At 60.2% G+C, this 26,755-nt stretch carries 24 protein-coding genes; 16 read left to right on the top strand and 8 right to left on the bottom strand.

The window, feature by feature from the left end:
• Positions 1 to 63: 63 nt before the first annotated feature.
• From AAH446_RS05035 to idi, 4 genes are all read left to right on the top strand, one after another.
• Complete coding sequence (locus tag AAH446_RS05035) at positions 64 to 933, top strand: oxygenase MpaB family protein (protein WP_342905589.1); 870 nt, start codon at positions 64 to 66, stop codon at positions 931 to 933.
• Positions 934 to 1,063: 130 nt separating this feature from the next.
• Positions 1,064 to 2,173, top strand: a complete 1,110-nt coding sequence (locus AAH446_RS05030; protein WP_342905588.1) for a suppressor of fused domain protein — start codon at positions 1,064 to 1,066, stop codon at positions 2,171 to 2,173.
• A gap of 139 nt (positions 2,174 to 2,312) precedes the next feature.
• Positions 2,313 to 4,208, top strand: a complete 1,896-nt coding sequence (locus AAH446_RS05025) for a methyl-accepting chemotaxis protein (RefSeq protein WP_342905587.1) — start codon at positions 2,313 to 2,315, stop codon at positions 4,206 to 4,208.
• 149 nt (positions 4,209 to 4,357) lie between these two features.
• A complete protein-coding gene (gene idi, locus AAH446_RS05020; RefSeq protein ID WP_342905586.1) occupies positions 4,358 to 4,900 on the top strand; it encodes an isopentenyl-diphosphate Delta-isomerase in 543 nt (180 codons plus the stop codon).
• Positions 4,901 to 4,937: 37 nt separating this feature from the next.
• On the opposite strand, the gene AAH446_RS05015 is transcribed toward idi, so the two are convergent.
• Entirely contained in the window at positions 4,938 to 6,404 is a 1,467-nt protein-coding gene (locus AAH446_RS05015; RefSeq protein ID WP_342905585.1) for an MFS transporter, read from the bottom strand.
• Between the two features lie 225 nt (positions 6,405 to 6,629).
• Here AAH446_RS05015 and osmF point away from each other — a divergent pair, with 225 nt between their 5' ends.
• From osmF to AAH446_RS04995, 4 genes are read left to right on the top strand one after another with little or no spacing between them, the layout of a single operon-like run.
• Positions 6,630 to 7,553: a glycine betaine ABC transporter substrate-binding protein OsmF gene (gene osmF / locus AAH446_RS05010; protein WP_463322769.1), complete on the top strand. Its 924-nt coding sequence runs from the start codon at positions 6,630 to 6,632 to the stop codon at positions 7,551 to 7,553.
• Between the two features lie 42 nt (positions 7,554 to 7,595).
• Entirely contained in the window at positions 7,596 to 8,756 is a 1,161-nt protein-coding gene (locus AAH446_RS05005) for an ABC transporter permease (RefSeq protein WP_342905584.1), read from the top strand.
• Positions 8,753 to 9,688 carry an ABC transporter ATP-binding protein gene (locus AAH446_RS05000; protein WP_342905583.1) on the top strand — a complete coding sequence of 312 codons (936 nt, stop codon included), beginning with the start codon at positions 8,753 to 8,755 and terminating at the stop codon, positions 9,686 to 9,688. Before AAH446_RS05005 ends, AAH446_RS05000 begins: the two co-directional genes overlap by 4 nt.
• A complete protein-coding gene (locus AAH446_RS04995) occupies positions 9,688 to 10,413 on the top strand; it encodes an ABC transporter permease (RefSeq protein WP_342905582.1) in 726 nt (241 codons plus the stop codon). The genes AAH446_RS05000 and AAH446_RS04995 overlap by 1 nt, the downstream gene beginning before the upstream one ends.
• Here AAH446_RS04995 and AAH446_RS04990 read toward each other — a convergent pair.
• Both AAH446_RS04990 and AAH446_RS04985 read right to left on the bottom strand, forming a co-directional pair.
• Entirely contained in the window at positions 10,400 to 10,504 is a 105-nt protein-coding gene (locus tag AAH446_RS04990) for a protein YohO (protein WP_024967534.1), read from the bottom strand. The two genes, AAH446_RS04995 and AAH446_RS04990, sit on opposite strands and share 14 nt — an antisense overlap.
• Positions 10,505 to 10,664: 160 nt before the next feature.
• On the bottom strand, positions 10,665 to 11,396 hold the full coding sequence (locus tag AAH446_RS04985; RefSeq protein WP_342905581.1) for a MerR family transcriptional regulator: 732 nt from the start codon (positions 11,394 to 11,396) through the stop codon (positions 10,665 to 10,667).
• Positions 11,397 to 11,556: 160 nt separating this feature from the next.
• Between AAH446_RS04985 and AAH446_RS04980 the strand changes: the two genes are divergently transcribed.
• From AAH446_RS04980 to ybiB, 5 genes are all read left to right on the top strand, one after another.
• A complete protein-coding gene (locus AAH446_RS04980) occupies positions 11,557 to 12,117 on the top strand; it encodes a helix-turn-helix domain-containing protein (protein ID WP_342905580.1) in 561 nt (186 codons plus the stop codon).
• On the top strand, positions 12,114 to 12,635 hold the full coding sequence (locus AAH446_RS04975) for a GNAT family N-acetyltransferase (protein WP_342905579.1): 522 nt from the start codon (positions 12,114 to 12,116) through the stop codon (positions 12,633 to 12,635). The genes AAH446_RS04980 and AAH446_RS04975 overlap by 4 nt, the downstream gene beginning before the upstream one ends.
• 213 nt (positions 12,636 to 12,848) lie before the next feature.
• Positions 12,849 to 13,634, top strand: coding sequence for a DUF3750 domain-containing protein (locus AAH446_RS04970; protein ID WP_342905578.1), 786 nt, complete (start codon positions 12,849 to 12,851; stop codon positions 13,632 to 13,634).
• A gap of 162 nt (positions 13,635 to 13,796) precedes the next feature.
• Positions 13,797 to 15,959 (top strand): ATP-dependent DNA helicase DinG, encoded by a 2,163-nt coding sequence (gene dinG, locus AAH446_RS04965; RefSeq protein ID WP_342905577.1) that lies wholly within the window; start codon positions 13,797 to 13,799, stop codon positions 15,957 to 15,959.
• Between the two features lie 20 nt (positions 15,960 to 15,979).
• Positions 15,980 to 16,951 (top strand): DNA-binding protein YbiB, encoded by a 972-nt coding sequence (gene ybiB, locus AAH446_RS04960; RefSeq protein ID WP_342905576.1) that lies wholly within the window; start codon positions 15,980 to 15,982, stop codon positions 16,949 to 16,951.
• Positions 16,952 to 17,022: 71 nt separating this feature from the next.
• On the opposite strand, the gene AAH446_RS04955 is transcribed toward ybiB, so the two are convergent.
• From AAH446_RS04955 to hutH, 3 genes are all read right to left on the bottom strand, one after another.
• Positions 17,023 to 18,189 (bottom strand): M20 aminoacylase family protein, encoded by a 1,167-nt coding sequence (locus AAH446_RS04955; protein ID WP_342905575.1) that lies wholly within the window; start codon positions 18,187 to 18,189, stop codon positions 17,023 to 17,025.
• Between the two features lie 187 nt (positions 18,190 to 18,376).
• Complete coding sequence (hutU, locus tag AAH446_RS04950; RefSeq protein ID WP_342905574.1) at positions 18,377 to 20,062, bottom strand: urocanate hydratase; 1,686 nt, start codon at positions 20,060 to 20,062, stop codon at positions 18,377 to 18,379.
• Between the two features lie 24 nt (positions 20,063 to 20,086).
• Positions 20,087 to 21,631 (bottom strand): histidine ammonia-lyase, encoded by a 1,545-nt coding sequence (gene hutH, locus AAH446_RS04945; RefSeq protein ID WP_342905573.1) that lies wholly within the window; start codon positions 21,629 to 21,631, stop codon positions 20,087 to 20,089.
• A gap of 340 nt (positions 21,632 to 21,971) precedes the next feature.
• Between hutH and hutC the strand changes: the two genes are divergently transcribed.
• Positions 21,972 to 22,727: a histidine utilization repressor gene (gene hutC / locus AAH446_RS04940; RefSeq protein WP_342905572.1), complete on the top strand. Its 756-nt coding sequence runs from the start codon at positions 21,972 to 21,974 to the stop codon at positions 22,725 to 22,727.
• Between the two features lie 19 nt (positions 22,728 to 22,746).
• Here the strand turns inward: hutC and AAH446_RS04935 are convergent, their stop codons facing one another.
• Together AAH446_RS04935 and AAH446_RS04930 are read right to left on the bottom strand one after the other, a co-directional pair.
• A complete protein-coding gene (locus AAH446_RS04935; protein ID WP_342905571.1) occupies positions 22,747 to 23,316 on the bottom strand; it encodes a HutD/Ves family protein in 570 nt (189 codons plus the stop codon).
• Positions 23,313 to 24,668: a formimidoylglutamate deiminase gene (locus AAH446_RS04930; RefSeq protein WP_342905570.1), complete on the bottom strand. Its 1,356-nt coding sequence runs from the start codon at positions 24,666 to 24,668 to the stop codon at positions 23,313 to 23,315. Before AAH446_RS04930 ends, AAH446_RS04935 begins: the two co-directional genes overlap by 4 nt.
• Before the next feature lie 76 nt (positions 24,669 to 24,744).
• Between AAH446_RS04930 and hutI the strand changes: the two genes are divergently transcribed.
• Together hutI and hutG are read left to right on the top strand one after the other, a co-directional pair.
• Positions 24,745 to 25,962 carry an imidazolonepropionase gene (gene hutI, locus AAH446_RS04925; RefSeq protein ID WP_342905569.1) on the top strand — a complete coding sequence of 406 codons (1,218 nt, stop codon included), beginning with the start codon at positions 24,745 to 24,747 and terminating at the stop codon, positions 25,960 to 25,962.
• Positions 25,962 to 26,741, top strand: a complete 780-nt coding sequence (hutG, locus tag AAH446_RS04920; protein ID WP_342905568.1) for an N-formylglutamate deformylase — start codon at positions 25,962 to 25,964, stop codon at positions 26,739 to 26,741. Before hutI ends, hutG begins: the two co-directional genes overlap by 1 nt.
• Positions 26,742 to 26,755: the final 14 nt, after the last annotated feature.

Below are 26,755 nucleotides of genomic sequence, written 5' to 3'. Positions count from 1 at the left end.
GTACAACACCCTCAATCAGGGGCGAAGTGATTCGCCCCTGATTGCCTCTCAACAGGAATTTTTATGCCTTCGGTTCGGGACAAAATTCAGCAGCAGATCTTTCGTCTGAACGGGCTGGCAATGAACGAGTTCGATCTCTCTCAGCCGCCGGGCGATCCGGGGCTTTATGGCCCGGACAGCGTTATCTGGCGCGTCCATGGTGATTTCTCCTCCATGCTTTGCGGCGGCATTTCGGCGCTGCTGATGCAGATGCTGCATCCGCTGGCGCTGGCCGGGGTCTGGGATCACTCCACCTTTCGCGACGACATGATGGGCCGACTGCGCCGCACCAGCCAGTTTATTGCCGTCACGACCTTTGGAAATACCGCCGATGCCACCACGCTGATTGAGCGGGTCAGGCGGATCCACCTTAAGGTGACGGGCGTGGATGCGCACGGAATGCCTTATTCGGCCAGCGATCCGGCGCTGCTGACGTGGGTGCATGTGGCGGAGACCAGCCGTTTTCTGGCGGCGCATCTGCGCTATAAAAACCCACAGTTAAGCCTTGCCGACCAGGATCGCTACTATGCCGAAGCGGCCGTGGTGGCGGAAGCGCTGGGCGCGGAACAGGTGCCGAAATCGGTGCAGGCGGTAGAGGCCTATTTTGAGGCGATGCGCCCACAGCTACGCTGTGACGCGCGCACCCGTGAAGTGCTTTCGCTGCTGTTAAGCGCACCGGCCCCCAGCTGGCAGGCCCGTCCGGCGATGAAAGCGATGATGATGGCCGGGATTGAGCTGCTGCCGGAATGGGCGCAGGCGCAGTTTGGCTTTCACTTCACTTCGCTGCGTCGGGGGTTTATCCGGCAGCGGATTAACCTGCTTGCCGCCATGCTGCGCTGGTCAATCCGCCGGGGCGCTTATCAGCGGGCGATGGCGCGTATGGGGCGTGAATAAACCGCGCGATTATCGGCTGCCAGCGCGTCAGCAGCGGACATTTTGAGACTCTTCCCCTTGTCCCGGCGTGGCGTAACGGGACATTCTGCTACTCTGCCGAAAAAAGATCACCCTCCACCGCCGAGGCTCTATGACACAGTCGTACCGGATTGCTGAAGTTTTTAATCAGCAACAAACCCTGCTCGCCAGCGTTGAACAGGATGAGCGCGTCGCCTATTTCTATATCTGGCCCGCCGAGCCGTTTCGTCAGCAGTTTGCCGTACGCGGCTGCTGGCTGAGAAACCTGCTGCCTGCGCCCGCCAGTGAAGACCAGGAGGCGATAGAGCAGGGGCGTCCTCCGCTGCTGAGCGCGGCCTTTTGCCGTACGCTTCAGGCTGAGCCGATCCTCGATCCGGCAGGACTGCAAATTATCTGGGAGCCGGGTGACGATGGCGCCGCGCTCTGGTATCAGGGGCAGCTGCTGGCGGTCATTCCCGGCTGGAGCCTTTACCAGCAGAAGCAGGTCAGCTTCTCCGCTGGCTGTATTAAAGAGAATCGCCTGACGGCGCCGCTCGGCTCCGCCTCCACCAATGACTACTACGCGCTGGCGGAAAAACACCGGCATTTCTGGCGTGACTGGCACGATGGACACCTCTGGGAACCGATGCAGCGCGATATGCTGAAGTGCTATGAATCTCATTATGGCGAATCGCTGAAGTACTATTCCATCGACCAGGGCAACTGGCCGCCGATGGCGATTTCCCAGCACTATCATCAGGGCAGCTGGTTCTTTCTGACGCTGGGTATGAGCATTCGTCCGATGCCGTGGGTGGATTATCTTTATGAAGATCTTGCGCCGCACTATCGTCGCGTCGAGCTGGGGATGGCGATTGATGCTGAAGTGATGACGGAAGAGAACGCCGTGCAGATGGCCAGCGCCCTTGCCAGCTTTGCGCACTTTCCCTGGGCCCGCCTCAGCTGGCTGGGCGAAGGGCATACGCTGACCTCCGCCGTGGCCCCGGTGGGCTTTGAGGGCTTTATCCTTTCTGGTGAGCTGGGCGGTGAGGCGGGGCAGTTTGCCCTGCCCAGACGCGAGGGCGATAAGGTTAACCTGCTCTGGACCTCGCCGGTCACAACCGCCGAACGGGAATTCGCTGAGGTGGAAGAGAACGGCGGCCACCAGCTGGTAACCCGGTTACTTGCCGAGGGGGGTGGACATATATTTCGCCCACGCCAGCAGCTGGTTGAATCACAAGAATAAATTCTTGCCGGTTTCGCGCCACGCCCGCATGGATGAAAATATTCCCTGAAATGTGATTGCTATCACCTCAAGTTCCGTCTGGCCCCGCCGTTAATTCGATCAGGCAATTGTGCCGAATTTGAGTAGGATGGGGCTCTACATGTTAAAAACAACCCAGGGCAGATTTACGCTGTTGATCGTCGGCTTCTTTGCGCTGCTGCTGCTGATCACGGTGGTTGTCATTAAAATTTTTGTCGCGCCTCAGCTTACGACCAATGAGAGCCGGCTGGTACGTTACGAAGTGGACAGCATTGGTTCACGGATTACCGCCATGATGAACCGTATTCAGGCGCAGCAGCGCAGTATTACGGAAACCGTCGCGGTGCTCGACAGCGCCAGCATTGATACTGTGCTTCCTGCGCTGGTGAATCAGTATCAGGATGTGGACGTCTTCGGCGGCGGGATCTGGCCGTTGCCTAAAATGCGCGATCCGGCCACGGACAAATTCAGCACCTTCTTCGCCCGTGACAGCAGCAATGCGCTGAAGGTCAACACCTTCTGGAACTCGGCCGAAGCCCCAAACTACTACGAGCAGCCCTGGTATAAAGATGGCATGGCCGCCGCTAAAGGGCAGTGCGCCTGGGCGAAAGCCTATCAGGACGCGGCCAGCCCGCAGCCGCGCACCAACTGCGCCATGACCATTTACCGTGACGGCGCGGCCTGGGGCGTGGCAACTATTGACGTCACGCTGGGCTTCTTTAACCATCTGGCGAAAGAGATGGGTGAAGCGATTGACGGCAAAGTGTTTATCGTCGAAGCGGATGGCAAAGTCGTGGGTGATGCCACCCTGGTTGGCGCAGCGCCCAAGCTCGGCAACCTGAGCGATTTCGCTACGCCAATGGCGGCGCCGCTGAAGGCGATGCTTTCTGGTGCAGGCAGCGATGTGGTGCAGAACACCTATGAAGGTGAGGACGGTTCGCATACGCTGTTCGTGCAGCAGATTTCCGGCAGCCCCTGGTTCATCGCCAGTGACGTGCCCACCGCGCTACTGGCGAAACAGACCAACTCAATCCTGACCCGCCTGGGCCTGGTGCAGATCCCGCTGGCTATCCTGCTGCTGCTGGTACTGCTGGGCTTTATCCGCACCATGATGACTCGTCTGAACGGTCTTAATGAGAATATCCTTTCGCTCTCAACCGGCGGCGCCGACCTGACCCAGCGCCTGCCTGCCAGCAGCAGCCCGGAGTTCAATGCCGTCTCACAGAGCTTTAACGCCTTTATTGAATACTTGCAGGGACTGATGCGGCAGGTTGGTGACAGTGCGCTGGCAATCACCTCCGCCTCGAAAGAGATCGCCAGCGGCAATATGGATCTCTCCGCGCGTACCGAGGAGCAGTCCAGCTCTATCGTGGAAACGGCGGCCTCCATGGAGCAGCTGACCGGCACCGTCCGGCAAAATGCGGATAACGCCACCCACGCTAACCAGCTGGCCGGGGACGCATCACGCGTTGCCGAGCGCGGTTCCAGCGTCGTGAAGCAGGTAGTGGTCACCATGGGAGAGATCAATACTTCTTCCCGCAAAGTGGTGGATATCATCAGCGTGATCGACAGCATCGCCTTCCAGACGAACATCCTGGCGCTTAACGCCGCAGTAGAAGCGGCTCGTGCCGGCGAACAGGGGCGTGGATTTGCCGTCGTCGCGTCGGAAGTGCGCAACCTCGCTCAGCGTTCCGCCAACTCCGCGCGTGAAATTAAAAAGCTGATTGAAGAGTCGGTCGCCAATATCGATCAGGGCAGCCTGCTGGTGCAGGAAGCGGGCAGTACCATGGATGAACTGATGAACGGCGTCAGTAGCGTGACCACGCTGATGAGTGAAATCATGTCCGCCAGCCGTGAGCAGAGCATGGGAATTGACCAGGTTAACACCGCCATCAACCAGCTCGACAGCACGACTCAGCAGAACGCCTCGCTGGTGGAGCAGGTCTCCGCCGCCGCGCAGGCCATGGAAGAGCAGAGCGTCCAGCTTGAGCTGGTTGTCAGCAGCTTTAAGCTGTAACGCCTCCGGTAATAAGTCACTCAGTCAGGGCAGCCATCGGCTGCCCTTTTTTATACCGCGCTCACAAGGCGAACGCGCCGCACGATTTTATACAGTATGACGCCCTGGCGATGTGCCACAATACCTGAGATTAATCTCAAGGAATCAGCATGTCAGCAATCGAAGTGATCCTGGTCGATCGGCACGATCGCCCTACCGGACGGATGGAGAAGCTGGAGGTACATCAGAAAGGATTACTGCACCGGGCGGTAACCGTTTATGTGTTTAACTCACGCCATCAGCTGCTGTTGCAGCAGCGTGCCATGGGCAAATATCACTGTGGCGGCTTGTGGAGTAATACCACCTGCGGCCACCCCGTTCCCGGCGAGCGGACCCGGGATGCCGCTGAACGCCGGCTGCGGGAAGAGATGGGGATGCGCCTTTCGCTCCAGCCCGTGTTTGAAGTGAGCTATAACCTGCCGCTCAGCAACGGCCTGTCGGAACATGAGTTCGGCCACGTCTATTTTGCCATCAGCGATGAGCTGCCGCAGCCCGCCGCGGAGGAAGCCGCTGGCTGGCGCTATGCCAGCGTAGCGGAAATCGAGGCCGAAATCGCCGCCCACCCCGAACGCTTCACCCCCTGGTTCCGCTACACCTTTTCCCGCGTGCCTGAACAGCTGCGGCGCTTTACCAGCAGTCTGGTAACGGCCTGAACCTGCCTGCCGCCGTCCAGCAAAACCCTCTCGCTTATCAGGCAAAATCCTCCGCATCCACGTCGTAGCCGGAGGGTTCCCAGCGGATGGCAAGCAGCGCAATCAGACCCGCCAGCGGCGCCAGCGCAATCACCCAGAACACGTCGGTACTGAGCGCCGCCGACAGCAGCGGGAAAAGAAACAGCGACAGCGTTGAGCTGGCGCGCATCAGCGTCTGGTTAAAGCCGACGCCCACGCCACGCAGCGAGGTGGGATAGCTGAGCGAGGCGAAAGTCATGCTATGAGAGCCGGGACCGAAGCCCTGTCCCAGCAGGAACAGCGCCAGCATGGCGATAGAAATTGCGGCCTGATCGCCATTATCCGGCCTGCCAACCAGCGCAAGGCCAACCAGCGCGGCCAGCTGGCAGGCATAGCCCAGCACGGTCATCTTCCATGCGCCGAAGCGGGGAACCAGCCGCACCGCCAGCAAACCGCCGGTAAAGGCAAACAGCAGGTTCAGCGCCAGCGACACCAGAATAGTGGTCAGCATCGACTGCGCGAGAAAGCTGGAGAGGATAACCGGCAGGCCGAAGGCCACGGCGTTATAGGCAAAGGCGGAGGCGACAGCGATTACGGTCGCCAGCAGGGTGCGGCGCAGGTAGATCCCTTTCAGCAGTTCGCCATAGTTGCGCCAGCTGGCGCGGCGGACGGGTTTAGCCGGTGACAGGTCAGCATCCTTCGCAACCTGGGCATTAATGCCGTAAGAGCTGCGAAGAATGGCGGCGGCGCCAGCCAGATCCCCCTGATTCGCGGCCCAGACCGGCGACTCGCTCATATAGCGGCTGCGAATGGCGATAATCAGCAGCGCAGGTACCGCGCCGAAGCCGAGAATAATGCGCCACAGCCAGCCCGCGTGTTCATCCGGCAGGACGGCATAGAAGAACAGCACCAGCAGATAGGAGATAGAGATTGCCGCATACCAGGTGGGGCACCACATCGCAATGCTGGCCGCCTTATTGCCGCGCCCCTTCAGTTTGGAAAACTCCGCCAGAAACGCCATCGCCACCGGCAGATCGATACCGACGCCAAGCCCCATAACAAAGCGTGCCGCCGTCAGCACATATTCATTGGGTGCGAAGGCGCAGGCGAGCGCAGCCACCACAAAGAAAAACATATCGGCCATAAAGACCCGGTAGCGCCCGATTTTATCCGTCAGATAACCGCCGATAAGCGCACCCACAATCGCGCCAAAGGCGATTGACGAGGCCACCATGCCGGCCCCGGCGGGAGAGAGCCCGAACTCGCGGGTCACATCCTTCATGCCAAAGGCCAGCGCCCCCAGATCGTAAGCGTCCAGAAAGACGCCGCCCAGCGCGATGCCAATCACGATGCGGGCATTGCTGCGCGCCTGGGTACTGGTATTCACGAGTCGGGAAACATCGGCAGCCTGACGCAGCGTCACGGGCTCGCCCAGCGGGGCGCTGCCTGCGGTGGCGACGTGCGCCGGAGAGGTGAAGTCTGTCATGATCGGAGGGTCTGTTTTTAGTGAAATAATCGCTGAGAATACCGCTGCCGGGCGCAGAGTTAAATTCCAGCTGGTTATAAGTTACAACCAAACTGTTTTTTCGATGCGTCAGTTTTCCGCTTTCGCCTGAGGCGATGTCACAGGCGGCGTTTTTTTCTTTGCCGGTTTTACCCGCCGGGTTAATAAGCTACGCTTGTAACTATCATGATGAGAAGGAACCTAAAAATGGCAAAAATATCAGGAATTAGCGGCGCGCTGGCGCTGACCGTTTTGCTGAGTCTGGCCCAGGCCGCAGGCGCGGCGGAACCGGTTAAGGTGGGGTCGAAAATCGATACCGAAGGCTCGCTGCTGGGCAATATTATTTTGCAGGTGCTGGATAAGCACGGCGTGAAAACCATCAACAAAGTGCAGTTGGGCAATACGCAGGTGGTACGCGGTGCCATTACCGCCGGGGAGCTTGATATCTACCCTGAATATACCGGCAACGGGGCGTTTTTCTTTAACGACGAGCAGGATGCCGCCTGGAAAAACGCGCAGGCTGGCTATGAGAAAGTGAAAAAGCTCGACCGGGAAAAAAATAAGCTGATCTGGCTGACGCCCGCGCCCGCCAATAATACCTGGACCATTGCCGTACGCGGCGATCTGGCGCAGGAAAACAACTTATCATCGCTGGCGGATCTCAGCGCCTGGCTGAAAAAAGGCGGCACGTTCAAACTGGCGGCTTCGGCGGAGTTTATCGAGCGGCCGGACGCGCTGCCCGCGTTTCAGAAAGCCTACGGCTTTACCCTGAAGCAGGATCAGCTGCTGACGCTGGCCGGCGGCGATACGGCCGTCACGCTGAAGGCGGCGGCGCAGCAGACCTCGGGCGTTAACGCCGCGATGGCCTACGGCACCGACGGGCCCGTTGCGGCGCTGGGACTGAAAACGCTGAGCGATCCAAAGGGGGTGCAGCCAATCTATGCGCCAGTGCCGGTGATCCGCGAAGCGGTATTGCAGGCCTATCCCGATATTGGTGACTGGCTGAAGCCGGTATTTGCCTCGCTGGATGCGGAAACGCTGCAGCAGCTAAACGCGAAAATTGCCGTTGAAGGCCAGGATGCTAAAAAAGTGGCCGCAGACTATTTGCAGCAGAAGAACCTGCTGGAGTGATTCAGGGCCGGTGCGCCGGCCCGTTGCCATGGCGGAAAAATTTTGCCTCTGACTATTCATAACCGTGTGCTGCTGCTGCTGGTTATTCTGCTGGCCGTTTCGCTGGCGGCGCTTCCTTTTCTTAATTACGCCCCGAATCGCCTCGTTTCCGGCCAGCCGCTGCCGCTGTCCGGCCTGCTGCAGGGGACCGGCTGGCTGCTGCTGCTGCCTGTCCCTCTGCTGTTCCTGCTCGTTTTCCTGCCCGTCTCTGCCCGGTCGCTTGTGCTGACGCTGGGCATCAGCGAACTGCTGCTGGTCGTGCTGGTGGCGCTGAGCGGTAGCCTGGCAGACGGGCTGTCGCTCCAGGGCAGCGCGCTGGCCCGCACCTCCTTTGGCAGCGGCTTCTGGCTCTCAACTGCGCTCTGTCTGCTGGCGGCAGCGGATGCCATTTCCCGCCTGACTCCGCGACCCTTATGGCGACTGCTGCTTAACGGGCAGATCTGGCTGCCGGTCATCTTTATCCTGCTTAATGGGCAGCTCGACGGACTGGCGCTGTTAAAAGAGTATGTTAACCGCCACGAGGTATTCGACCGGGCGCTGTCGCGGCATCTGCTGCTGCTGCTGGCAACGCTGTTGCCGACGCTGCTGATCGGCATTCCGCTGGGCTGGTTTTGTTACCGCAAAAGCGCCGCGCAGTCGCCGGTGTTTGCCGTTCTCAATGTCATTCAGACCATTCCCTCCGTCGCGCTGTTTGCCCTGCTGATCGCGCCGCTGGCCGGGCTCGCGAAAGCCTTTCCTTTTCTTTCCGGTCTTGGGATCAGCGGGATTGGCATGGCGCCTGCCCTGATCGCTCTGGTGCTCTATGCGCTTCTGCCGCTGGTACGCAGCGTGGTTGCCGGGCTTCAGCAGGTGCCAAAAGAGGTGATTGAAACCGCGCAGGGCATGGGGATGACGCCGCGTCAGATCTTCTGGCATGCCGAAGTGCCGCTGGCGCTGCCGGTGCTGCTTGCGGGCCTGCGGGTGGTCTCGGTGCAAACCGTCGGCATGGCGGTGATTGCGGCGCTGATTGGCGCTGGCGGGTTTGGTGCCATTATCTTTCAGGGGCTGCTGAGCAGCGCGCTGGATTTGGTGCTGCTGGGCGTCATTCCGGTCATTGCCCTGGCGGTGACGATCGATGCGCTGTTCAAATTTCTTATTTCAGTGGCTGAGGCGAAGCGCCGATGATTAATTTTAACGGAGTCAGTAAACATTTTGCGGGTAAGCCTGCCGTCAGCAATCTGACGCTCAATATTGCCGAAGGGGAGTTCACGGTGCTGATTGGTACCTCAGGCTCCGGGAAATCAACCACCCTGAAAATGATTAACCGCCTCATCGAGCATGATGAGGGCAGCATTCAGTTTGCCGGTGAAGAGATCCGCCGCTTCAATCCTCAGGATCTGCGGCGCAGGATGGGGTACGCCATTCAGTCGATTGGCCTTTTTCCCCACTGGACGGTGGAAAAAAATATCGCCACCGTGCCCGCCCTGCTTAACTGGCCGAAGCCGCGCATTGCGGAACGCGTCAGCGAGCTGCTGGCGTTATTGAATCTCGATGAACGCTTTCGTCATCGCTATCCCCATCAGCTCTCCGGCGGTCAGCAGCAGCGCGTGGGCGTGGCGAGGGCGCTGGCGGCCGATCCGGAAGTGCTGCTGATGGATGAGCCGTTTGGCGCGCTGGACCCGGTTACGCGCGGCGCGCTTCAGCAGGAAATTGTGCGGATACATAAGCTTTCAGGCCGGACAATCGTGCTGGTTACGCATGATATTGATGAAGCCCTGACGCTGGCCGACCGGCTGGTTCTGATGGATGGCGGTAAAGTGATCCAGCAGGGCACGCCGGTGGAGATGCTGACGCAGCCGCAGAATGATTTTGTGCGGGATTTCTTTGGCCGGGGTGAACTCGGCATCAGGCTGCTGTCGCTGGGGAATGCCGGTCAGGCGGCGCGGCGCGGGGAGTGGCTGGAGGAGGAGGCGATCCCGGAAAGCATGTCGCTGCGGGAAGCGCTGTCGATATTTATTGCCCGTAAAACCGATCGGCTGGCGGTCATCGACGGTAAACGGCAGCCGCTGGGCGTGCTGCATTTTGCCGATCTTCTGCGGCAGCGGGGGACACTGTAATGCGGCTGGTACGCGATCCCCTGCTGTGGCTGATTCTGGCGTTTGTCGCGCTGCTGCTGGCTATGCCCTACAGCGGGCCGCTGTTCGCCAGCTGGTTCCCTCAGCTGGACAGGCCGCTCTATCAGCAGGAGAGTTTTGTGCAGCTGGCGCTGGCGCATATCAAGCTGGTGGCGATATCGAGCCTGTTTGCCATCCTGATTGGGATGGGGGCGGGCATTCTGGTGACGCGACCGGCGGGGCGAGAGTTTCGCTCACTGGTGGAAACGCTGGTGGCGGCCGGACAAACCTTTCCCCCCGTGGCGGTGTTAGCCGTTGCGGTGCCGGTCATGGGGTTCGGCGAGAAGCCCGCCATCGTTGCGCTTCTGCTCTACGGGCTGCTGCCTGTTCTGCAGGGAACGCTGGCCGGGATAGCGGAGGTGCCTGCCAGTGCCAGAGAGATCGCAGAAGGGGTGGGCATGAGCGCCTGGCAGAGGCTCTGCAAGGTGGAGCTGCCGCTCGCCGCGCCGGTGATCCTGACCGGCATCCGCACCTCGGTCATTATTAACATCGGTACGGCCGCCATTGCGTCTACCGTGGGGGCAAAAACGCTGGGGTCGCCGGTAATTATCGGCCTGAGCGGATTTAATACTGCCTATGTGATTCAGGGAGCCTGCCTGGTGGCGCTGCTGGCGATCGTCACGGATCGCCTGTTTGAGCGCCTGCTGCGGCAGTTTAAGAACGGATAAGAATGGTGTAGCCGGTCAGCATCACGCCGCCAATGCCGCCGAGCGCCATCAGCAGAAAGATAAAGATCACGCCAATTTTTTGCAGGTTCATGCCGTTGCCCGTTTGTCTGAAGCCGAGAGAGGGGAAAGTATACCGTTTTTCTCCCGGGCGGGTTAAGCCTTTGCCCGCTTTTTATTGCTTCTTTAGCCGGCTGGCGTAACGGGCCAGGGGGCACCTGCCCTTATTATTCCCGGAGCTGGCTGCCGGCCCCTCAGTTCTGCTGATGAGTGATGAGATAGCCCTGTTCCTGCCAGTGCGTCATCAGTTCCTGCTGCCGGCGGCTGAGCGGCTTGCCGGTGAAGACAAAGAGCTGCTGGCCCGGAAAAAGTTCGGGGCGGGGCATAGCTAAAGGTTCTGCCAGCACGTCCATCCGCCAGCCCTGCTGCGAGAGACGCCAGGCTTCCATCCAGAGACGGGTCCGGTCTTCCGTTTCCCAGCCGAGGATTAGCGCATCCTTACCGGCTTTTTTGCGCGAGCCTGCCAGGCAAAAGGCGACATAATCGATAATCGCACCGTCCAGCAGGCTGCACATCACCCGCGCGGTGTTCTGATCGAGCCCCAGACGCTGTCTGATAGGCACAAAAATATGGTCAATGAGCGCATCGGCCGGATGTTCACGGCCAATAGTGGCAATTTTGGTCCGCAGTCTTGAGGGTTTAACCTGGCGGAGGAGGGTCATCATCTCTTCCTGAAGGGCGGTCCAGCCGTCGTGAATATTGACGCTCCCGCCTTCCAGCAACGCCTTTACTTTCCCCACCGGTACGCCGCTCTCTACCCAGCGCTTAATCTCCTCAATGCGCAGGATATCGTCATCGTCAAACTGACGATGTCCTCCTTCTGTCCGCTGCGGCTTGATCAGGCCGTAGCGGCGCTGCCAGGCGCGAAGCGTGACGGGGTTAATGCCGCAACGCTCGGCGACGTCACCAATACTGTACAATGCCATTCATCTCCTCGTTCCCTCATTACATTACCTTCCGGTGTTTGCCCACCGTAGCGAACTCTGCATTACTGTACAACTATTATTTAACTGTACAACTTGATCGCGGACACTAAAACGGGTATATCTCAAAAGAGAGATAAATTCCCTTATATGAGAATAACCCGTGACATTAACCTCAACAGAAGCGCGTCTGGCCCGGCGGCTTTATGAATTACGCCTGGAAAAAGGCTGGTCGCTGGAGAACCTGGCGGAGATGACCGGCATCAGCCGGGCATCCCTTTCAAGAATAGAGCGGAATGAGAGCAGCCCTACCGCGTCGCTGATGAACCGTCTTTGCATCGCCTATGGGTTAACCATGTCGCGGCTGCTCAGTGAAGTGGAGGAGCAGGGACCGGAATATTTGCGTCTGGCGGAACAGCCTGTCTGGCACGATCGTGAAAGCGGCTATGAACGACGCGGCGTCTCGCCCCCCGCCAGCCAGTTTAAAGGGGAGATCATTGAAGGCAGGCTGCGTGGCGGCGCGCTGATTGAATATCATGCGCCCCCTGTTGAGGGAATGGAGCAGCATATCTGGGTGCTGAGCGGGCCGTTAATTTTCAGCATGAGTCAGAGGCAGTGGCGGCTGGAAGCGGGTGAATGCCTGCGCTTTCATCTCTCTGGCCCAACATCCTTTCACGCACCGGATGAAGCAGGTGCGCACTATGCTCTGGTGGTGTGTCGATGAATAGTTCAATCAGCTATGAAGAATTAAGCGCGGAACAGGCAGCAGCCGAACAGGCGGCACTGGCTGAGGTGATTTGCGCCTGCGTCGCACAGGGAGCGAGTATCGGCTTTATCAGTCAGGATCCTGCGCCGGTAACACGGTTCTGGCAGGGTGCGATCGCGGACATCGCCAGCGGCGGCAGGCGGCTGCTGGTGGCACGTCAGCAGGAGAAGATCGTCGCGACGGTGATACTCCAGCCTGGCGTTATGCCTAACGGCAGTCATCGTGCCGAGATCGCCAAGCTGCTGGTGCATCCGGCGGCCAGACGACAGGGGATTGCGCGTGAAATGATGCTGCGGGCGGAGCAGATGGCAAAGCTGATGGGCCTGACGCTGCTGGTGCTGGATACGCGAACGGGCGATGTGGCGGAGCAGCTTTACCGGTCACTTGACTGGCAGACAGGCGGGCAAATACCCGGCTACGCTCAGTCCACCGGCGGGGCTTATGATGCAACGACGCTGATGTACAAATTAATTTAGCGTTATCATGGCGAAGCGCAGCCGTCTCCGGTCAGCCCATCCATCCTGGCCGCTGCTGCGGTCATTCATTCCTTCAGCGGGGATTGAATGACCGGCCCAATTTGCGTAATGTGAGTCTGGTCACTTTCCCAGCGACGGAGCCCCGGCTCTGCTTGCTTATTACCCTTTCCGCCAACCCTTTTACCCAACTCTGCGGGTGGACGACCTGACGCTATGTTTTTTGCAAAAATGATTGGCCTTGGCTTTCTCTGCATCATGCTGCTCTCCTTCGGACAGAGCTACCTGAAAGCGACCCACAGCGGGGCAAAAATTACCGGACAAGACTGGGCAACGGCCCGCCGCGACTCAGCGGGCGTGGCTCCCAGCCCGTTACAGTTCAAAGAGACCGCTATCGTGCAGGTCTATACGGCACCGACGTTTGGCTGGCGGGGACTCTTTGCCGTGCATCCATGGATTATCTTTAAAAAAGCGGGAGAAACGCGGTTTCAGCGCTATGAGGTTGTCAGCTGGGGCAGCAGTAATGTGGTACGCCATAATTATGCCCTGCCGGATGGTTACTGGTTTGGCGCGCAGCCCGTGCCCATCGTCGATCATCGCGGCGCGGCGGCGGAGGCGATGATCCCCCACATCGAGGCCGCGATAGAGAGCTATCCCTGGCCGCATACTTATCGGGTCTGGCCGGGGCCAAACAGTAATACCTTCCTGGCCCACATCGGCCGGGAAGTGCCTGAGCTGAGGCTGGATCTGCCCGCCAACGCCATCGGCAAAGATTTCCGCTCGCTTGCGCATCCGGTCGGTCTGCCTCCTTCCGGCAGGGGCCTTCAGGTTACCGTGCTCGGCGTGCTTGGCCTGACGCTGGGCGCCGAAGAGGGCGTGGAAATCAATCTGCTCGGCCTGAATCTCGGCGTGGATATTCTCTCCCCGGCGCTGCGACTGCCGTTTGTCGGCAGGCTGGGGCAGCAGAAGCAGATCGCCGACGGGACGGCAGAATCAGGCTAATGAAGGGCGAATGACAGCCTCTGCGCGGTCAGCAAGTCAGCGAGTCAGAGACTGACCAGGCTGCGCCAGCTGCAGGCCAGGCAGAGCAAGATTGATCCCTGAGGCTGACGCGGAAGCCATACTGTGTAAAAATACAGGCTCTTCTGGTCAAAAGTGGTTGTCATGGCGCTAACTGCCGCGTTAAAAGCGCAAATTGCGGAGTGGTATAAAGCCCTCCAGCAGCAAATTCCCGACTTTATTCCCCGAGCCCCGCAGCGGCAGATGATCGCCGAAGTGGCGAAAACGCTGGCGGGCGATGAGGGCCGCCATCTGGCGATTGAGGCCCCCACCGGCGTGGGCAAAACGCTCTCCTACCTGATCCCCGGCATCGCCGTCAGCCGGGGGCAAGAGAAGCCGCTGGTGGTCAGCACCGCGAACGTGGCGCTTCAGGATCAGATCTACAGCAAAGATTTACCGCTGCTAAAAAAAATCATCCCCGATTTGCGCTTTACCGCCGCCTTCGGACGCCGGCGCTACGTCTGCCCGCGCAACCTGTCGGCGCTGGCTACCGATGAAGAGAAGCAGGGCGATCTGCTGCTGTTTCTTGACGATGCGATGACCGCCAGCAAGGATGAGCGGGCGCTCTGTACGGTGCTGGAAAAAAACCTTAACCGCCATCAGTGGGACGGACTGCGCGACCACTGCGACGAATCGATTGAAGAGTCGCTGTGGCAGCGCCTGAGCACCGATAAGGCGAACTGCCTCGGCAGCAACTGTCACTGGTTTCGCGAGTGCCCGTTCTACGTCGCCCGCCGTGAAATTGAAGAAGCGGATGTCGTGGTGGCAAACCATGCGCTGGTGATGGCGGCACTGGAAACCGAGTCGGTGCTGCCGCCGCCGAAAAGCCTGCTGCTGGTGCTGGATGAAGGCCATCATCTGCCGGACGTGGCCCGTGATGCGCTGGAGATGAGCGGCGATATCACCCCCGGCTGGAGCACCCTCCAGCTCGATCTTTTCTGTCGTCTGGTGGAGCAGTGTCTGGCGCAGTTTCGCCCGAAAAGGCCGCCGGGCCTGAGCCAGCCCGATCGGCTGAAAGCGCATTGTGAAGAAGTCCGCGAACAGCTCCAGCAGCTGTCTCAGATCCTCATCCAGCTACTGCCTCCGGAGAGCCAGGAGGGCGAGTATCGCTTTGAGATGGGACGACTGCCGGAGGAGATCCTTACCCTCTGCGCGCGGCTGTTTAAGCTCAGCGACGGCCTGCGTGGACTGGCGGAGGCGCTGCTGAACGACCTCAGCGAAAAAACGGGGCAGTTTGACGTGGTGCGTCTGCACCGCGCCCTGATCCAGATGAACCGGTCGCTTGGCTGGTTCGAAGCGAGCACCAAGCTCTGGCGGCTGGCGGCGCTGGAACAGGCGTCGGGCGCGCCGGTATCAAAGTGGGTGACGAGGGAGAGCCGCGAAGGCAACCCGCATCTGCTGTTTCACTGCGCCGGGATCCGCGTCAGCGAACAGCTGGAAAAGCTGCTCTGGCGTAAAATCCCGCATGTGGTGCTGACCTCAGCCACGCTGCGTTCGCTGAGCAGCTTCCAGCGGCTGCAGGAGATGTCCGGCCTGACAGATAAAGTGGGCGATCGCTTTGTGGCGCTCGACTCGCCGTTCAATCATGTTGAACAGGGCAGGCTGATTATTCCCCAGATGCGCTATGAGCCGATGCTGGCCAATGAGGTGGCGCACCTGGCGGAAATGGCGCACTTTTTCCGGCACCAGATTAAAGAAGCGAAGCATAAAGGCCTGCTGGTGCTGTTTGCCAGCGGCCGGGCAATGCAGCACTTTTTATCTTATCTGCCCGAACTGCGCCTGATGATGCTGGTGCAGGGTGACAAACCGCGTCCGGCGCTGGTGGCGCTGCACCGCAAGCGGGTGGAGCAGGGAGAAACCAGTATTCTGGTCGGTCTGCAGTCCTTTGCGGAGGGGCTGGACTTAAAAGGCGATCTGCTCTCCCAGGTCCATATTCATAAAATCGCCTTCCCCCCGGTAGACAGTCCGGTTATTTTGACAGAGGGGGAGTGGCTGAAAAGCCTGAAACGCTATCCTTTTGAGGTCCAGAGCCTGCCGAGCGCCTCGTTTAACCTGATCCAGCAGGTAGGCAGGCTGATCCGCAGCCATGAGTGCTTTGGCGAAATCGTTATCTATGACCGACGCTTACTGAGCAAGAGCTACGGCTCGCGTCTGCTTGGGGCGCTGCCGGTATTTCCCATCGCGCAGCCGGCGATGCCGGAAGGGGAACTGCCGAAACCCAGCCCGGCGCTGGGTGGCAAAAAGCCGCCCGTCCGCCGTCGTCGCTAACTACTGAAAAGAGCAGAAGCATGGAATATAACAAGATCATTAAAGAAGTTGGCCGCGGTAAGAACCATGCACGCGATCTCGATCTCAATACCGCTAACGAGCTTTATCGCCGCATACTGGCGGGCGAGGTGGCCGACCTCGAACTGGGCGCGATTCTTATCGCGCTGCGCATTAAGGGCGAAGGCGAAGAGGAGATGCTGGGATTTTACGGGGCGATGCAGGAGAGGGTGATGCGTCTGTCGCCGCCCGCCAGTCTGCCGATGCCGATCGTTATCCCAAGCTATAACGGTGCCCGCAGGCAGGGCAACCTGACGCCGCTGCTGGCGATGCTGCTCGCAGCGCTTGGCTTTCCGGTTGTGGTGCACGGGGTCAGTGACGACCCGACCCGCGTCACCAGCGAAGCGGTGTTCGCCGCGCTGGGGATTGAACCGGTAAAGTATGCCGGAGAAGCGCAGGCGAAACTGGAGAAAGGCGAACTGGTCTTTATGAGCGTCACTACGCTCTGCCCGCCGCTGGCAAGACAGCTTTCGCTGCGCTGGCAAATGGGCGTACGCAACAGCGCCCATACGCTGGCCAAGCTGGCCACGCCCTTTGGGGAAGACGCTGCACTGCGCCTTTCCAGCGTTTCCCATCCGGAATACATTCCGCGAGTGGGGAAATTCTTTCAGGCTATTGGCGGCCGGGGCTTGCTGCTTAACGGTACGGAAGGTGAGGTTTATGCCAATCCTCAGCGCTGCCCGTCACTGACGCTGATTGCCGGTGATGCGCCGGAAGTGCTGCTGGCGCGACAGGAAGAGAGCGGGATTGGGCGCGACGAGCTGCCGCAGGGGAAAGAGGCGGAGACGACCGCCGCCTGGACAAGACGCTGCCTGAATAAAGAAGTTTCGGTGCCGCAGGCGCTGAGGCTGCAAATAGCCTGCTGCTTTGTGGCGACGGGTCGGGCGATGGATATGCAGAACGCGCTGGAGCAGCTCGAAAAAGCGGGCTACTGAACCGGCAGAAAGCGGTGCCCACGCACGGAACAACGCTTTCTGCCGCCGTCACCGGCGAACTTTGACGCCCGTTATCGCCCAGACGGCACGGGCAGTAAGCGCTCCGCAAGCTCGCACCAGAACCTCACGCCCTCAGGGATGATCTCATCGTTAAAGTCGTAGCTTGCGTTATGCAGCGGCGCTGAGGGCGTGGCGCCATCGGCACCTATCCAGAAGTAAGCGCCAGGGCAGGCTTCCAGCATGCAGGCAAAGTCCTCCGAGGCCATCGAGGGGGCAACATTCCAGTGAACCTGCGCCTCAGGCAGGATAGCCAGCGCGCAATCCCGCACTTTCTGCGCCTCGGCGACGGGGTTATGGGTCACCGGATACTCGGTCAGATAGGCAATTTTTCCCTCAATCCCCAGCGGCGCGGTGAAGGTGGTGACGAACTCATCGATCATGGCACGCACCTTCTGGCGCACGTCCGCCTGCAGGCAGCGCAGCGTACCGCGCAGCACCACATTTTCAGGAATAACGTTGATCGCCTCGCCGCCGTTGATCTGGGTAATACTGACCACGGCGGAAGCCAGCGGTGAGAGACGCCGCGCCGGGATGGTTTGCAGCGCCAGAATAAGCTGTGCCGCCGCGACAATCGGATCGGCGCCGTTTTCCGGCATGGCGGCGTGGCAGCTTCTGCCCCTCAGGGTGATTTCGAACGCGTCCAGCGAGGCCATCATCGGCCCGCTGTTGATCGCCAGATGGCCCAGCGGCAGCCCGGGCCAGTTGTGCAGGCCGTAAATGGCATCCATCGGGAAGCGCCGGAACAGGCCTTCGGCCACCATTCTTCTTGCGCCGCCAAGATTCTCCTCGGCGGGCTGGAAGACAAAATGGAGAGTGCCGCTGAAGTGGCGGGTCGCGCTGAGGTGCTTTGCCGCCGCCAGCAGCATCGCGGTATGACCATCGTGACCGCAGGCGTGCATGACGCCCGGCGTGCTGGAGCGCCATGCGGGCGTTCCCCGTTCGGTCACCGGCAGCGCATCCATGTCGGCGCGAAAGCCCAGCGTGGGGCCGGGGCCATTTTCGAGCGTGCCGACCACGCCGGTATCCGCCAGGCCGGTATGCACCGTCAGCCCGAATGAACGCAGCTGGTCCGCCACCCAGGCGGCGGTTTTCACTTCACAATAGCCGAGTTCGGGCTGGGCGTGCAGCGCCCGTCGCCAGCCAGTGGCTTCTTCTATCAGTGATGCGGGGATTGTCATAACGTCCTCTCTCTGCCGGGTCATTCCCGATAACTGACTGGCTAAAGGTAGCATAAAGGGAGGCTGAAAGGGGATGAGCGGAGAGATTCCGCCGCGTAGCTCAGGTGATGGCCGCCCCGTTGAAGCGGGGCGACCGACCGCACTCAGTCTTTACACTGAAGGATTAACGCCGCGCTGACCGGTACGGTCAGGGCGCCATCGGCAGATTCAGCCCGTGTCTGACCGCACAGGCCTGGGCCTGTTCGTAACCCGCATCAGCATGGCGCATCACACCCGTCGCCGGATCGTTCCACAGGACGCGCGCCAGACGTTTATCCGCTTCCGGCGTGCCGTCACAAACAATCACCATGCCGGCATGCTGTGAGAAGCCCATCCCCACGCCGCCGCCGTGGTGCAGGCTGACCCAGGTGGCACCGCCTGCGGTATTGAGCAGCGCGTTGAGCAGCGGCCAGTCGGAAACGGCATCTGAGCCATCTTTCATCGCCTCCGTTTCGCGGTTAGGGGAAGCGACGGAACCGCAGTCCAGGTGATCGCGGCCAATCACGACCGGCGCCTTCAGCTCGCCGTTACGGACCATCTCGTTAAAAGCGAGCCCCGCGAGGTGGCGTTCCCCCAGCCCCAGCCAGCAGATGCGGGCGGGCAACCCCTGGAAGGCGATACGCTCGCGGGCCATCTCCAGCCAGCGGTGCAGGTTTTTATTATCCGGAAACAGCGATTTCAGGCGCGCATCGGTTTTATAAATATCCTCAGGATCGCCGGAGAGCGCCACCCAGCGGAACGGGCCTTTGCCTTCGCAGAACAGGGGACGGATATAGGCGGGGACGAAGCCGGGGAAGTCAAAGGCGTTGGTTACGCCTTCATCCAGCGCAACCTGGCGAATATTATTGCCGTAATCCACGGTCGGTACGCCCATATGGCAGAAGTCGAGCATCGCCTGAACGTGTACGGCCATTGAGGCTCTGGCCGCCTGTTCCACCGCTTTTGGCTCGCTTTGGCGCGCCGCTTCCCAGCGAGCGAGGCTCCATCCCGCCGGGAGATAGCCGTTAATGGGATCGTGCGCCGAGGTCTGGTCGGTGACGATATCCGGTTTCATGCCGCCCGCCTTCGCCCGTTTCACCAGTTCCGGCAGGATCTCCGCCGCGTTGCCCAGCAGGCCTACCGAAATGGCACGTTTTTCTTTGCAGGCCCGGTCAATCTTCGCCAGCGCGTCGTCAAGGGTAAGGGCTTTTTCATCGAGATAGCGGGTGCGGAGCCGGAAATCGATGCGCGATTCCTGGCACTCAATCGCCAGCACGGAGGCGCCGGCCAGCACTCCCGCCAGCGGCTGTGCGCCGCCCATGCCACCCAGCCCGGCGGTCAGTATCCATTTGCCGCTGAGGTCGCCTTGATAGTGCTGGCGACCCGCTTCGGCAAAGGTTTCAAAAGTGCCCTGTACAATGCCCTGCGCACCAATATATATCCAGGATCCGGCGGTCATCTGGCCGTACATCATCAGCCCGGCCCGATCAAGCTCGTGAAAGTGATCCCATGTCGCCCAGTGCGGCACGAGGTTAGAGTTAGCAATCAGCACGCGCGGGGCCTCCGCATGGGTACGAAACACCCCCACCGGCTTGCCGGACTGGACCAGCAGCGTCTCATCCGGCTGCAATGCTCTGAGCGCGCGCAGGATCGCTTCAAAGCAGGCCCAGTTGCGCGCGGCCTTACCGATGCCGCCGTAAACCACCAGATCCTCAGGACGCTCGGCCACATCTGGATCAAGGTTGTTCTGGATCATGCGATACGCCGCCTCAATCAGCCAGTTGGCACAGTGCAGCTCGCTGCCGTGGGGCGCACGAACTTCACGGGGCAGGGCGTTGTTCTCAGGGTCATTCATGATGAAGTCCTTAACGTCAGGGAATTAACGTGCGGTACCCGGCAGCAGCGCCGCGACGGCGGCGGGCCACTCATCGCGGCATGCCCACAGGCGCATCTCTTCGATATCTGGCGCGAGCAGGCGATCCTTATCCAGAAAGGCGACGCGCTGACGCAGGGCGGCAAGCTCCTTCTCAAGAAGAGGCGAGCTCTGTAGCGGGCGATGAAAGTCGATGCCCTGAGCGGCGGCCATCGCTTCAATGCCTACCACCGCCGCCGTGTTGAAACACATCGCGCCGAGCCGCCGCGCCGCATAGGTCGCCATGGAGACGTGATCTTCCTGGTTGGCTGAGGTGGGCAGACTGTCGACGCTGCCGGGATGCGCCAGCGATTTATTTTCTGAAGCGAGCGCTGCGGCCGTCACCTGAGCGATCATAAAGCCGGAATTTACCCCGCCATCATTGACCAGGAAGGGCGGCAGGCCGGAAAGCCCGGAATCGAGTAGCAGGGCCATGCGGCGCTCCGATATGGCACCGATTTCGGCAATGGCCAGGGCAATAATGTCGGCGGCGAAGGCGACCGGCTCGGCGTGGAAATTGCCGCCGGAGATAACGTCGCCGCTCTCGCTGAAAACCAGCGGATTATCGGAGGCGGCATTGGCTTCCGTTTGCAGCACGCGGGCGGCATGATTGAGGTTATCCAGGCAGGCGCCCATCACCTGCGGCACGCAGCGGATGGAATAAGGGTCTTGAACGCGCCCGCAGTCGGCATGGGAGGAGAGGATCTCACTGCCTTCCAGCAGTGAAGCGACGGCGGCGGCGACGGCGATCTGACCCGGCTGCCCGCGCGCTTCATGAATGCGGGGGTCATAAGGTTTGACTGAGCCTTTAATCGCCTCCAGCGACAGCGCCCCGGCCACCAGCCCGGCGGCAAAAACGCGTTCGCCCTCGAACAGTCCGCGCAGCGCCAGCGCGGTGGAAACCTGAGTCCCGTTAAGCAGTGCCAGCCCCTCTTTTGGCGCCAGCACAAAGGGCGTAAGGCCAGCCAGCGCCAACCCTTCTGTCGCAGGCATCAGTTCGCCCTTAACCCGTACCTGGCCTTCGCCCAGCAGCATCAGTGAGAGATGGGCCAGCGGGGCTAAATCACCGGATGCGCCAACGGACCCTTTCTCAGGGATACAGGGCATGACGCCCGCATTAAACAGCGTTATCAGGCCATCGATCAGCGCCATTCTCACACCGGAATGGCCGCGGGCAAGGCTGATGATTTTAGTCGCCATAATCACGCGAACCACGTTATCCGGCAGCAGATCGCCAATCCCCACGCTGTGAGAAAGCACCAGATTACGCTGCAACTCCGCCAGGCGCTGCGCCGGAATAGTGGTCTGCGCCAGTTTGCCGAAGCCGGTGTTAATCCCGTAGGTCACCTTCCCGGCGTTAACGATCGCCACCACGGTTTCCCGCGCTTTCAGTACGCTGCTGCGGGCCCGCTCGTCCAGCGTAAGCTTGATGTTGCCGCCATAGATAAGCTTCAGCGTCGCCAGCGAAACCTTCCCGGGGATAAGGTGGCAACAGTGTGGGGCTACTGGCATAGTACACTCCTGTATAGACAAGGTTGGGGGCAGCATTCCTTAACGGGCAAAACTGATGCGGCAAGCGCCGTGGACAACAAGATGCTATTTTGCAGTCAAGCAGAAGTGTATATGCTTGTCTATACAATTAGCCGCGCTTGCAGCGCGGATCACGAAAATTGTGCCGGGCCAGTCGGTTTCCTGTCTTAAATGACAGGGTGGTATAGAAAAATACTTCCTAATCATTGTATTAAGATAATTTCCGAAACGAGCTACTTGCGTCATCCCCGTCAGGGATGTCTATACATCTGTGCGGGCAGTCCGTAAACTGGCCGCTTTCATAAAGCTAAAGGAAAAATGTATGGCTGACCGGACTGCCGTTTCGCAACTCTCGGCCGCGATGAGCGATCGGCCAGCGCCTATCTATCAGCGCGTTAAGCAGGCGATCGTCAGCCAGATTGCTGAAGGCATCTGGAAGCCTAACCAGCGGGTGCCGTCGGAAAGTGAACTGGTGAATGAGCTTGGGGTCAGTCGTATGACCATAAACCGTGCGCTGCGGGAGCTGACCAGCGAAGGCTACCTGTTACGTATGCAGGGCGTAGGGACCTTTGTGGCCGAAAATAAAGGCTACACGGCGATGCTTGAGGTGCATAACATTGCGGACGAGATCGCGCAGCGCGGTCATCGCCACAGTTGTAAAATCATCACGCTGGCGGAAATTAAGGCCGATCCAGAGCAGGCTTCGGTACTGGGGCTTCCTTCAGGACATCCGGTTTTTCATTCGGTGATTGTGCATTATGAAAACGATCTGCCGGTGCAGCTGGAAGATCGCCTGGTTAATCCGCAGGTCGCGGTGGATTATCTCAGCCAGGATTATCAGCACCAGACGCCCTATATTTACCTGATGCGGGTCGCGCCGCTGACGGCGGGAGAGCATATTGTTGAGGCGGTTCTGCCGGATCGCCAGCAGTGTGGCTACCTGTCGCTGGACGCGAACGAGCCCTGTCTGCTGATCCGCCGCCAGACCTGGAGCGGAACGAAAATCGTTACCTGGGCAAAGCTGCTCTATCCCGGCTCGCGCTATAAGCTGCTGGGGCGTTTTAAGGGGCATGGCTGACCGGAAGGGCCTCCTTTACTTACTCAGGTTCCACATCCTGCGGCTTTGCCCTGATTTCGCCATACAGAAGCAGGGCATCGCCGCAGGCCGTCAGGCGCAGCGTCGCGCCACTTTCCCACCAGACGCCCTGACCCTTTAGCAGAACGCTATCTCCCAGCAGCCATTTCCCCGTCAGTACACAGAGCACACCGGCCTCCCGGGTAGAAAAAGCAAAAGATTCACGGCAGCAGGAGGTGGAGGCCTGGTGCGTTGCCCGCCGCGTCATAATATTAAAACCACTACTGCCTCCGCCTGCCAGGCGCGCAAAAACCTCATCTTCTCCGGCAAAGGCGAAAGGGCAGCCGTGCCGCAGTGACTGACTGTATTTCTCTCTGGCAGTCAGTGTTACGCCGTCACCCTCCAGCAGGGTGATAATCCGGTCCACACCCGGAAACAGGGAGAAGGCCCCATCGCGGGCGAGCGTGGCGATGCTCAGGCGCCAGCTGAACGTTTTGCCGCCAGGCGGGAAGCTGATAATTTCCTGCGTTTCGCCGCCGCCGTTGCGCCAGAGGGTACGGGGTAACGTACTGCTGTTGAAAAAGTGGATCATTGCAGCGCCGCAATGACATGATGAAAAGCCGCATCGATCTCTGCCTGAGCCGCGTGTCTTCCCGCAGAGATCACCTTGTTACCCGCCACAAACACATCTTCGATCTGGCCGCGATGCCCGGCAAACAGCCAGCGGTTGAGCAGGGAGGCTGATGGCGTCCCACCCAGCAGAGCATCGTCAGTGAGTACCAGCCAGTCAGCCCGGTAGCCCACCGCAATCCGGCCCATTTTGACGCCGCACGCCTGCGCGCCGCCCTCCAGAGCCTGATGATAGAGCACTGTACCTACCGAAGCGTGCTGCTGTGTGACGATACGGTTACGCCTGCGATCGCGCAGGCGCTGCCCATACTCCAGCAGGCGAAGCTCTTCCACCACATCAAGCGAAACGTGGCTGTCCGATCCTATCCCCCAGCGCCCACCCTGAGCGATATAGGCGGTGGCCGGAAAGATGCCGTCACCCAGGTTCGCTTCCGTGGTCGGACAAAGGCCGGCCACTGCGCGGCTGGCGGCCAGGCGTGAAATCTCCGTTTCGCTGAGATGGGTGGCGTGGATCAGGCACCAGCGCGGGCCGACCTCAAAGCGGTTCAACAGCCACTCTACCGGGCGCTCGCCACGCCAGGCCAGACAGTCAGCGACCTCTTTTTCCTGCTCGGCAATATGGATATGTACCGGCAGCCCGTCGGGGCTTACGGCCAGTACATCGCGCATCTGTGCTTCGCTGACGGCGCGTAAAGAGTGAAAACAGAGACCCTGGTTATGCAGCGGCCTGCCTTCAAGCAGCCGGAGCAGCCGCTGCTGCTGGCGGAGATAGTCGTCACTGTGCTGAATAAAGCGTCTCTGGCCCGCCTGCGGTGGCTGTTCGCCAAAACCGGCGTAGCTGTAAAGAACCGGCAGCAACGTCTGCCCAATACCTGCGAGTTCTGCCGCCTCAATCAGCACGGTGAGCATGGCATCGTCCGGATAGGGTTGTCCGTCAGGATCGTGATGCAGATAGTGAAACTCTGCGACCTGGGTATAGCCTCCTTTCAGCATATCGACATAGAGGTACGCAGCGATCGCGCCGACCTGCTCAGGCGTGAGGCGCTGCACCATCCGGTACATCATCTCACGCCAGGTCCAGAAGCTGTCCTGCGGATCGCCAGCCACCTCCGCCAGCCCGGCCATCGCCCGCTGAAAGGCGTGGGAATGGAGATTAGCCATGGCGGGGATAACGGCACCGGCCAGACGTTCTGCGCCTTCCGTAACGCCGCCCGGCGTCAGCGCACGGATAAATCCGTGGTTATCAACGTCAATTATTACATTCTCTTGCCACTGCTCCTCCATCAGGAGACGCGGCGCAAAATAGCGAGCCATGAAGGTTGCTTCCCCGGCAGTGTGGTTGTATATACATATACATACTAACAGTGCAACAGTAAAGCCGGGAGGGGCGATGCACGGAGAACTTTGCTGCGACAGCCTGTGGTCTGGGGCCGATCTTGTTACCATGCGGGCAGGGCGGTACAACCTGATCCGGGACGGCGTTATTGCTGTCCGCGGCGATAAAATTGTCTGGGTTGGCCCTTACGCAGAAGCGGGCCATCTCCGGGCTGAACGGCGGCATGACCTGGGCGGCGGCATTGTCACGCCCGGGCTGGTGGACTGCCATACGCATCTGGTCTTCGGCGGCGATCGCAGCGCGGAGTTCGAGCAGCGCCTGAACGGCGCAAGCTACAGCGAGATTGCGGCGCAGGGCGGTGGTATTCTCTCTACCGTGCGGGCTACCCGACAGGCGAGCCTGACGCAGCTGGTGTCGGGGGCGCGCTTCCGGCTGGAACGGCTGCTGGCGGAGGGCGTCACCACGGTGGAGATCAAGTCGGGCTATGGGCTTGACCGGGAGAGTGAGCTACGCATGCTGCGGACCATCCGCGAGCTGGCCACCACTCTGCCGGTGGAGATCCGTGCCACCTGCCTGGCGGCGCACGCCACGCCGCCCGAGTTCAGCGATAACCCGGATGGCTGGATCGATCTGATCTGCAACGATCTTCTGCCGCAGGTGGCGGCTGAGGGGCTGGCCGACGCCGTGGACGCCTTCTGTGAACATCTTGCGTTCTCCCCAAAACAGGTGACCCGTCTCTTTGAGGCCGCAGTGCGGCTTGGCCTGCCCGTTAAGCTGCATGCGGAACAGCTCTCCCCGCTGGGCGGCAGCACGCTGGCGGCCCGCTTTAACGCGCTTTCTGCCGATCACCTTGAATACGCCACTGAAAGCGACGTGGCCGCTATGGCGCAGAGCGGCACCCTCGCCGTACTGCTGCCGGGCGCTTTTTATCTGCTGCGCGAAAAGCAGCGCCCTCCTGTTGAGCTGTTTCGCCGTTATAAGGTGCCAATGGCGCTGGCGAGCGATGCCAATCCGGGCACCTCGCCCGCGCTGTCGCTACGGTTAATGCTGAATATGGGCTGTACATTATTTGGCATGACCCCGGAAGAAGCGCTGGCGGGCGTCACGCTGAACGGCGCGAAAGCGCTGGGGCTGGGTGATACGCAGGGGTCGCTGGAACCCGGCAAATTTGCCGATTTTGTTCACTGGCCGCTGGCGCGTCCGGCGGAGCTGGCTTACTGGCTGGGCGGCGAGCTGCCCTGCAAGGTGATCTTCAGAGGAGAGGAAAGGTGATGACTCCCTACCATTTTACGCAAGGTACGCTGCCGCTGCTGGTCAGTATCCCTCATGCCGGGACCGCCCTGACGCCGGAGGTGGAAAAAGGGCTTAGCGAGGCGGCGAAAGGGCTACCGGATACCGACTGGCATATTCCCCGCCTCTACGCGTTTGCGCAGGAAATGGGGGCCAGCATGCTGACGGGGCACTATTCCCGCTTTGTGATCGATCTGAACCGTCCTCCCGATGATGAGGCCCTTTACAGTACGGCGACAACCGGACTCTTTCCCGGTACGCTTTTTGACGGCACGCCGACGTTCAGACCGGGCATGGCGCCGGACGAATCGCTGCGGCAGCACTATCTGAAGACAATCTGGCAGCCTTATCATCTGAAAATTATGCAGGAGCTGGCGCGTATTAAGCAGGAGTTTGGCTATGTGCTGCTGTTTGATGCGCATTCTATCGCCTCGGCGATCCCGCGCTTATTTGACGGCAGGCTGCCCGACCTGAATCTGGGCACCAACGATGGGGCAAGCTGCAGCGACAAAATTACCCAGGCGTTAAGTGAAGCCTGCGCCGCGCAACATGATTACAGCTGGGTGATGAATGGCCGCTTTAAGGGCGGCTATATCACCCGCGCCTACGGCAGGCCGGCAGAGGATCAGCATGCGCTCCAGCTGGAGCTGGCGCAGTGTAACTATATGGATGAAGCGCCGCCGTTTCACTGGCGGCAGGATAAGGCGGCAAAGCTACAGCCCATGCTGAAAAAGCTCGTTACCGCACTGCTACAGCGATAAACCCGCAGTCGATC

The sequence above is a fragment of the Erwinia psychrophila genome (assembly GCF_039023475.1).
Taxonomy (GTDB): domain Bacteria; phylum Pseudomonadota; class Gammaproteobacteria; order Enterobacterales; family Enterobacteriaceae; genus Erwinia.
The sequence above is the reverse complement of the archived record's forward strand: the minus strand, read 5'-3'. Positions and strand labels throughout refer to the sequence as shown.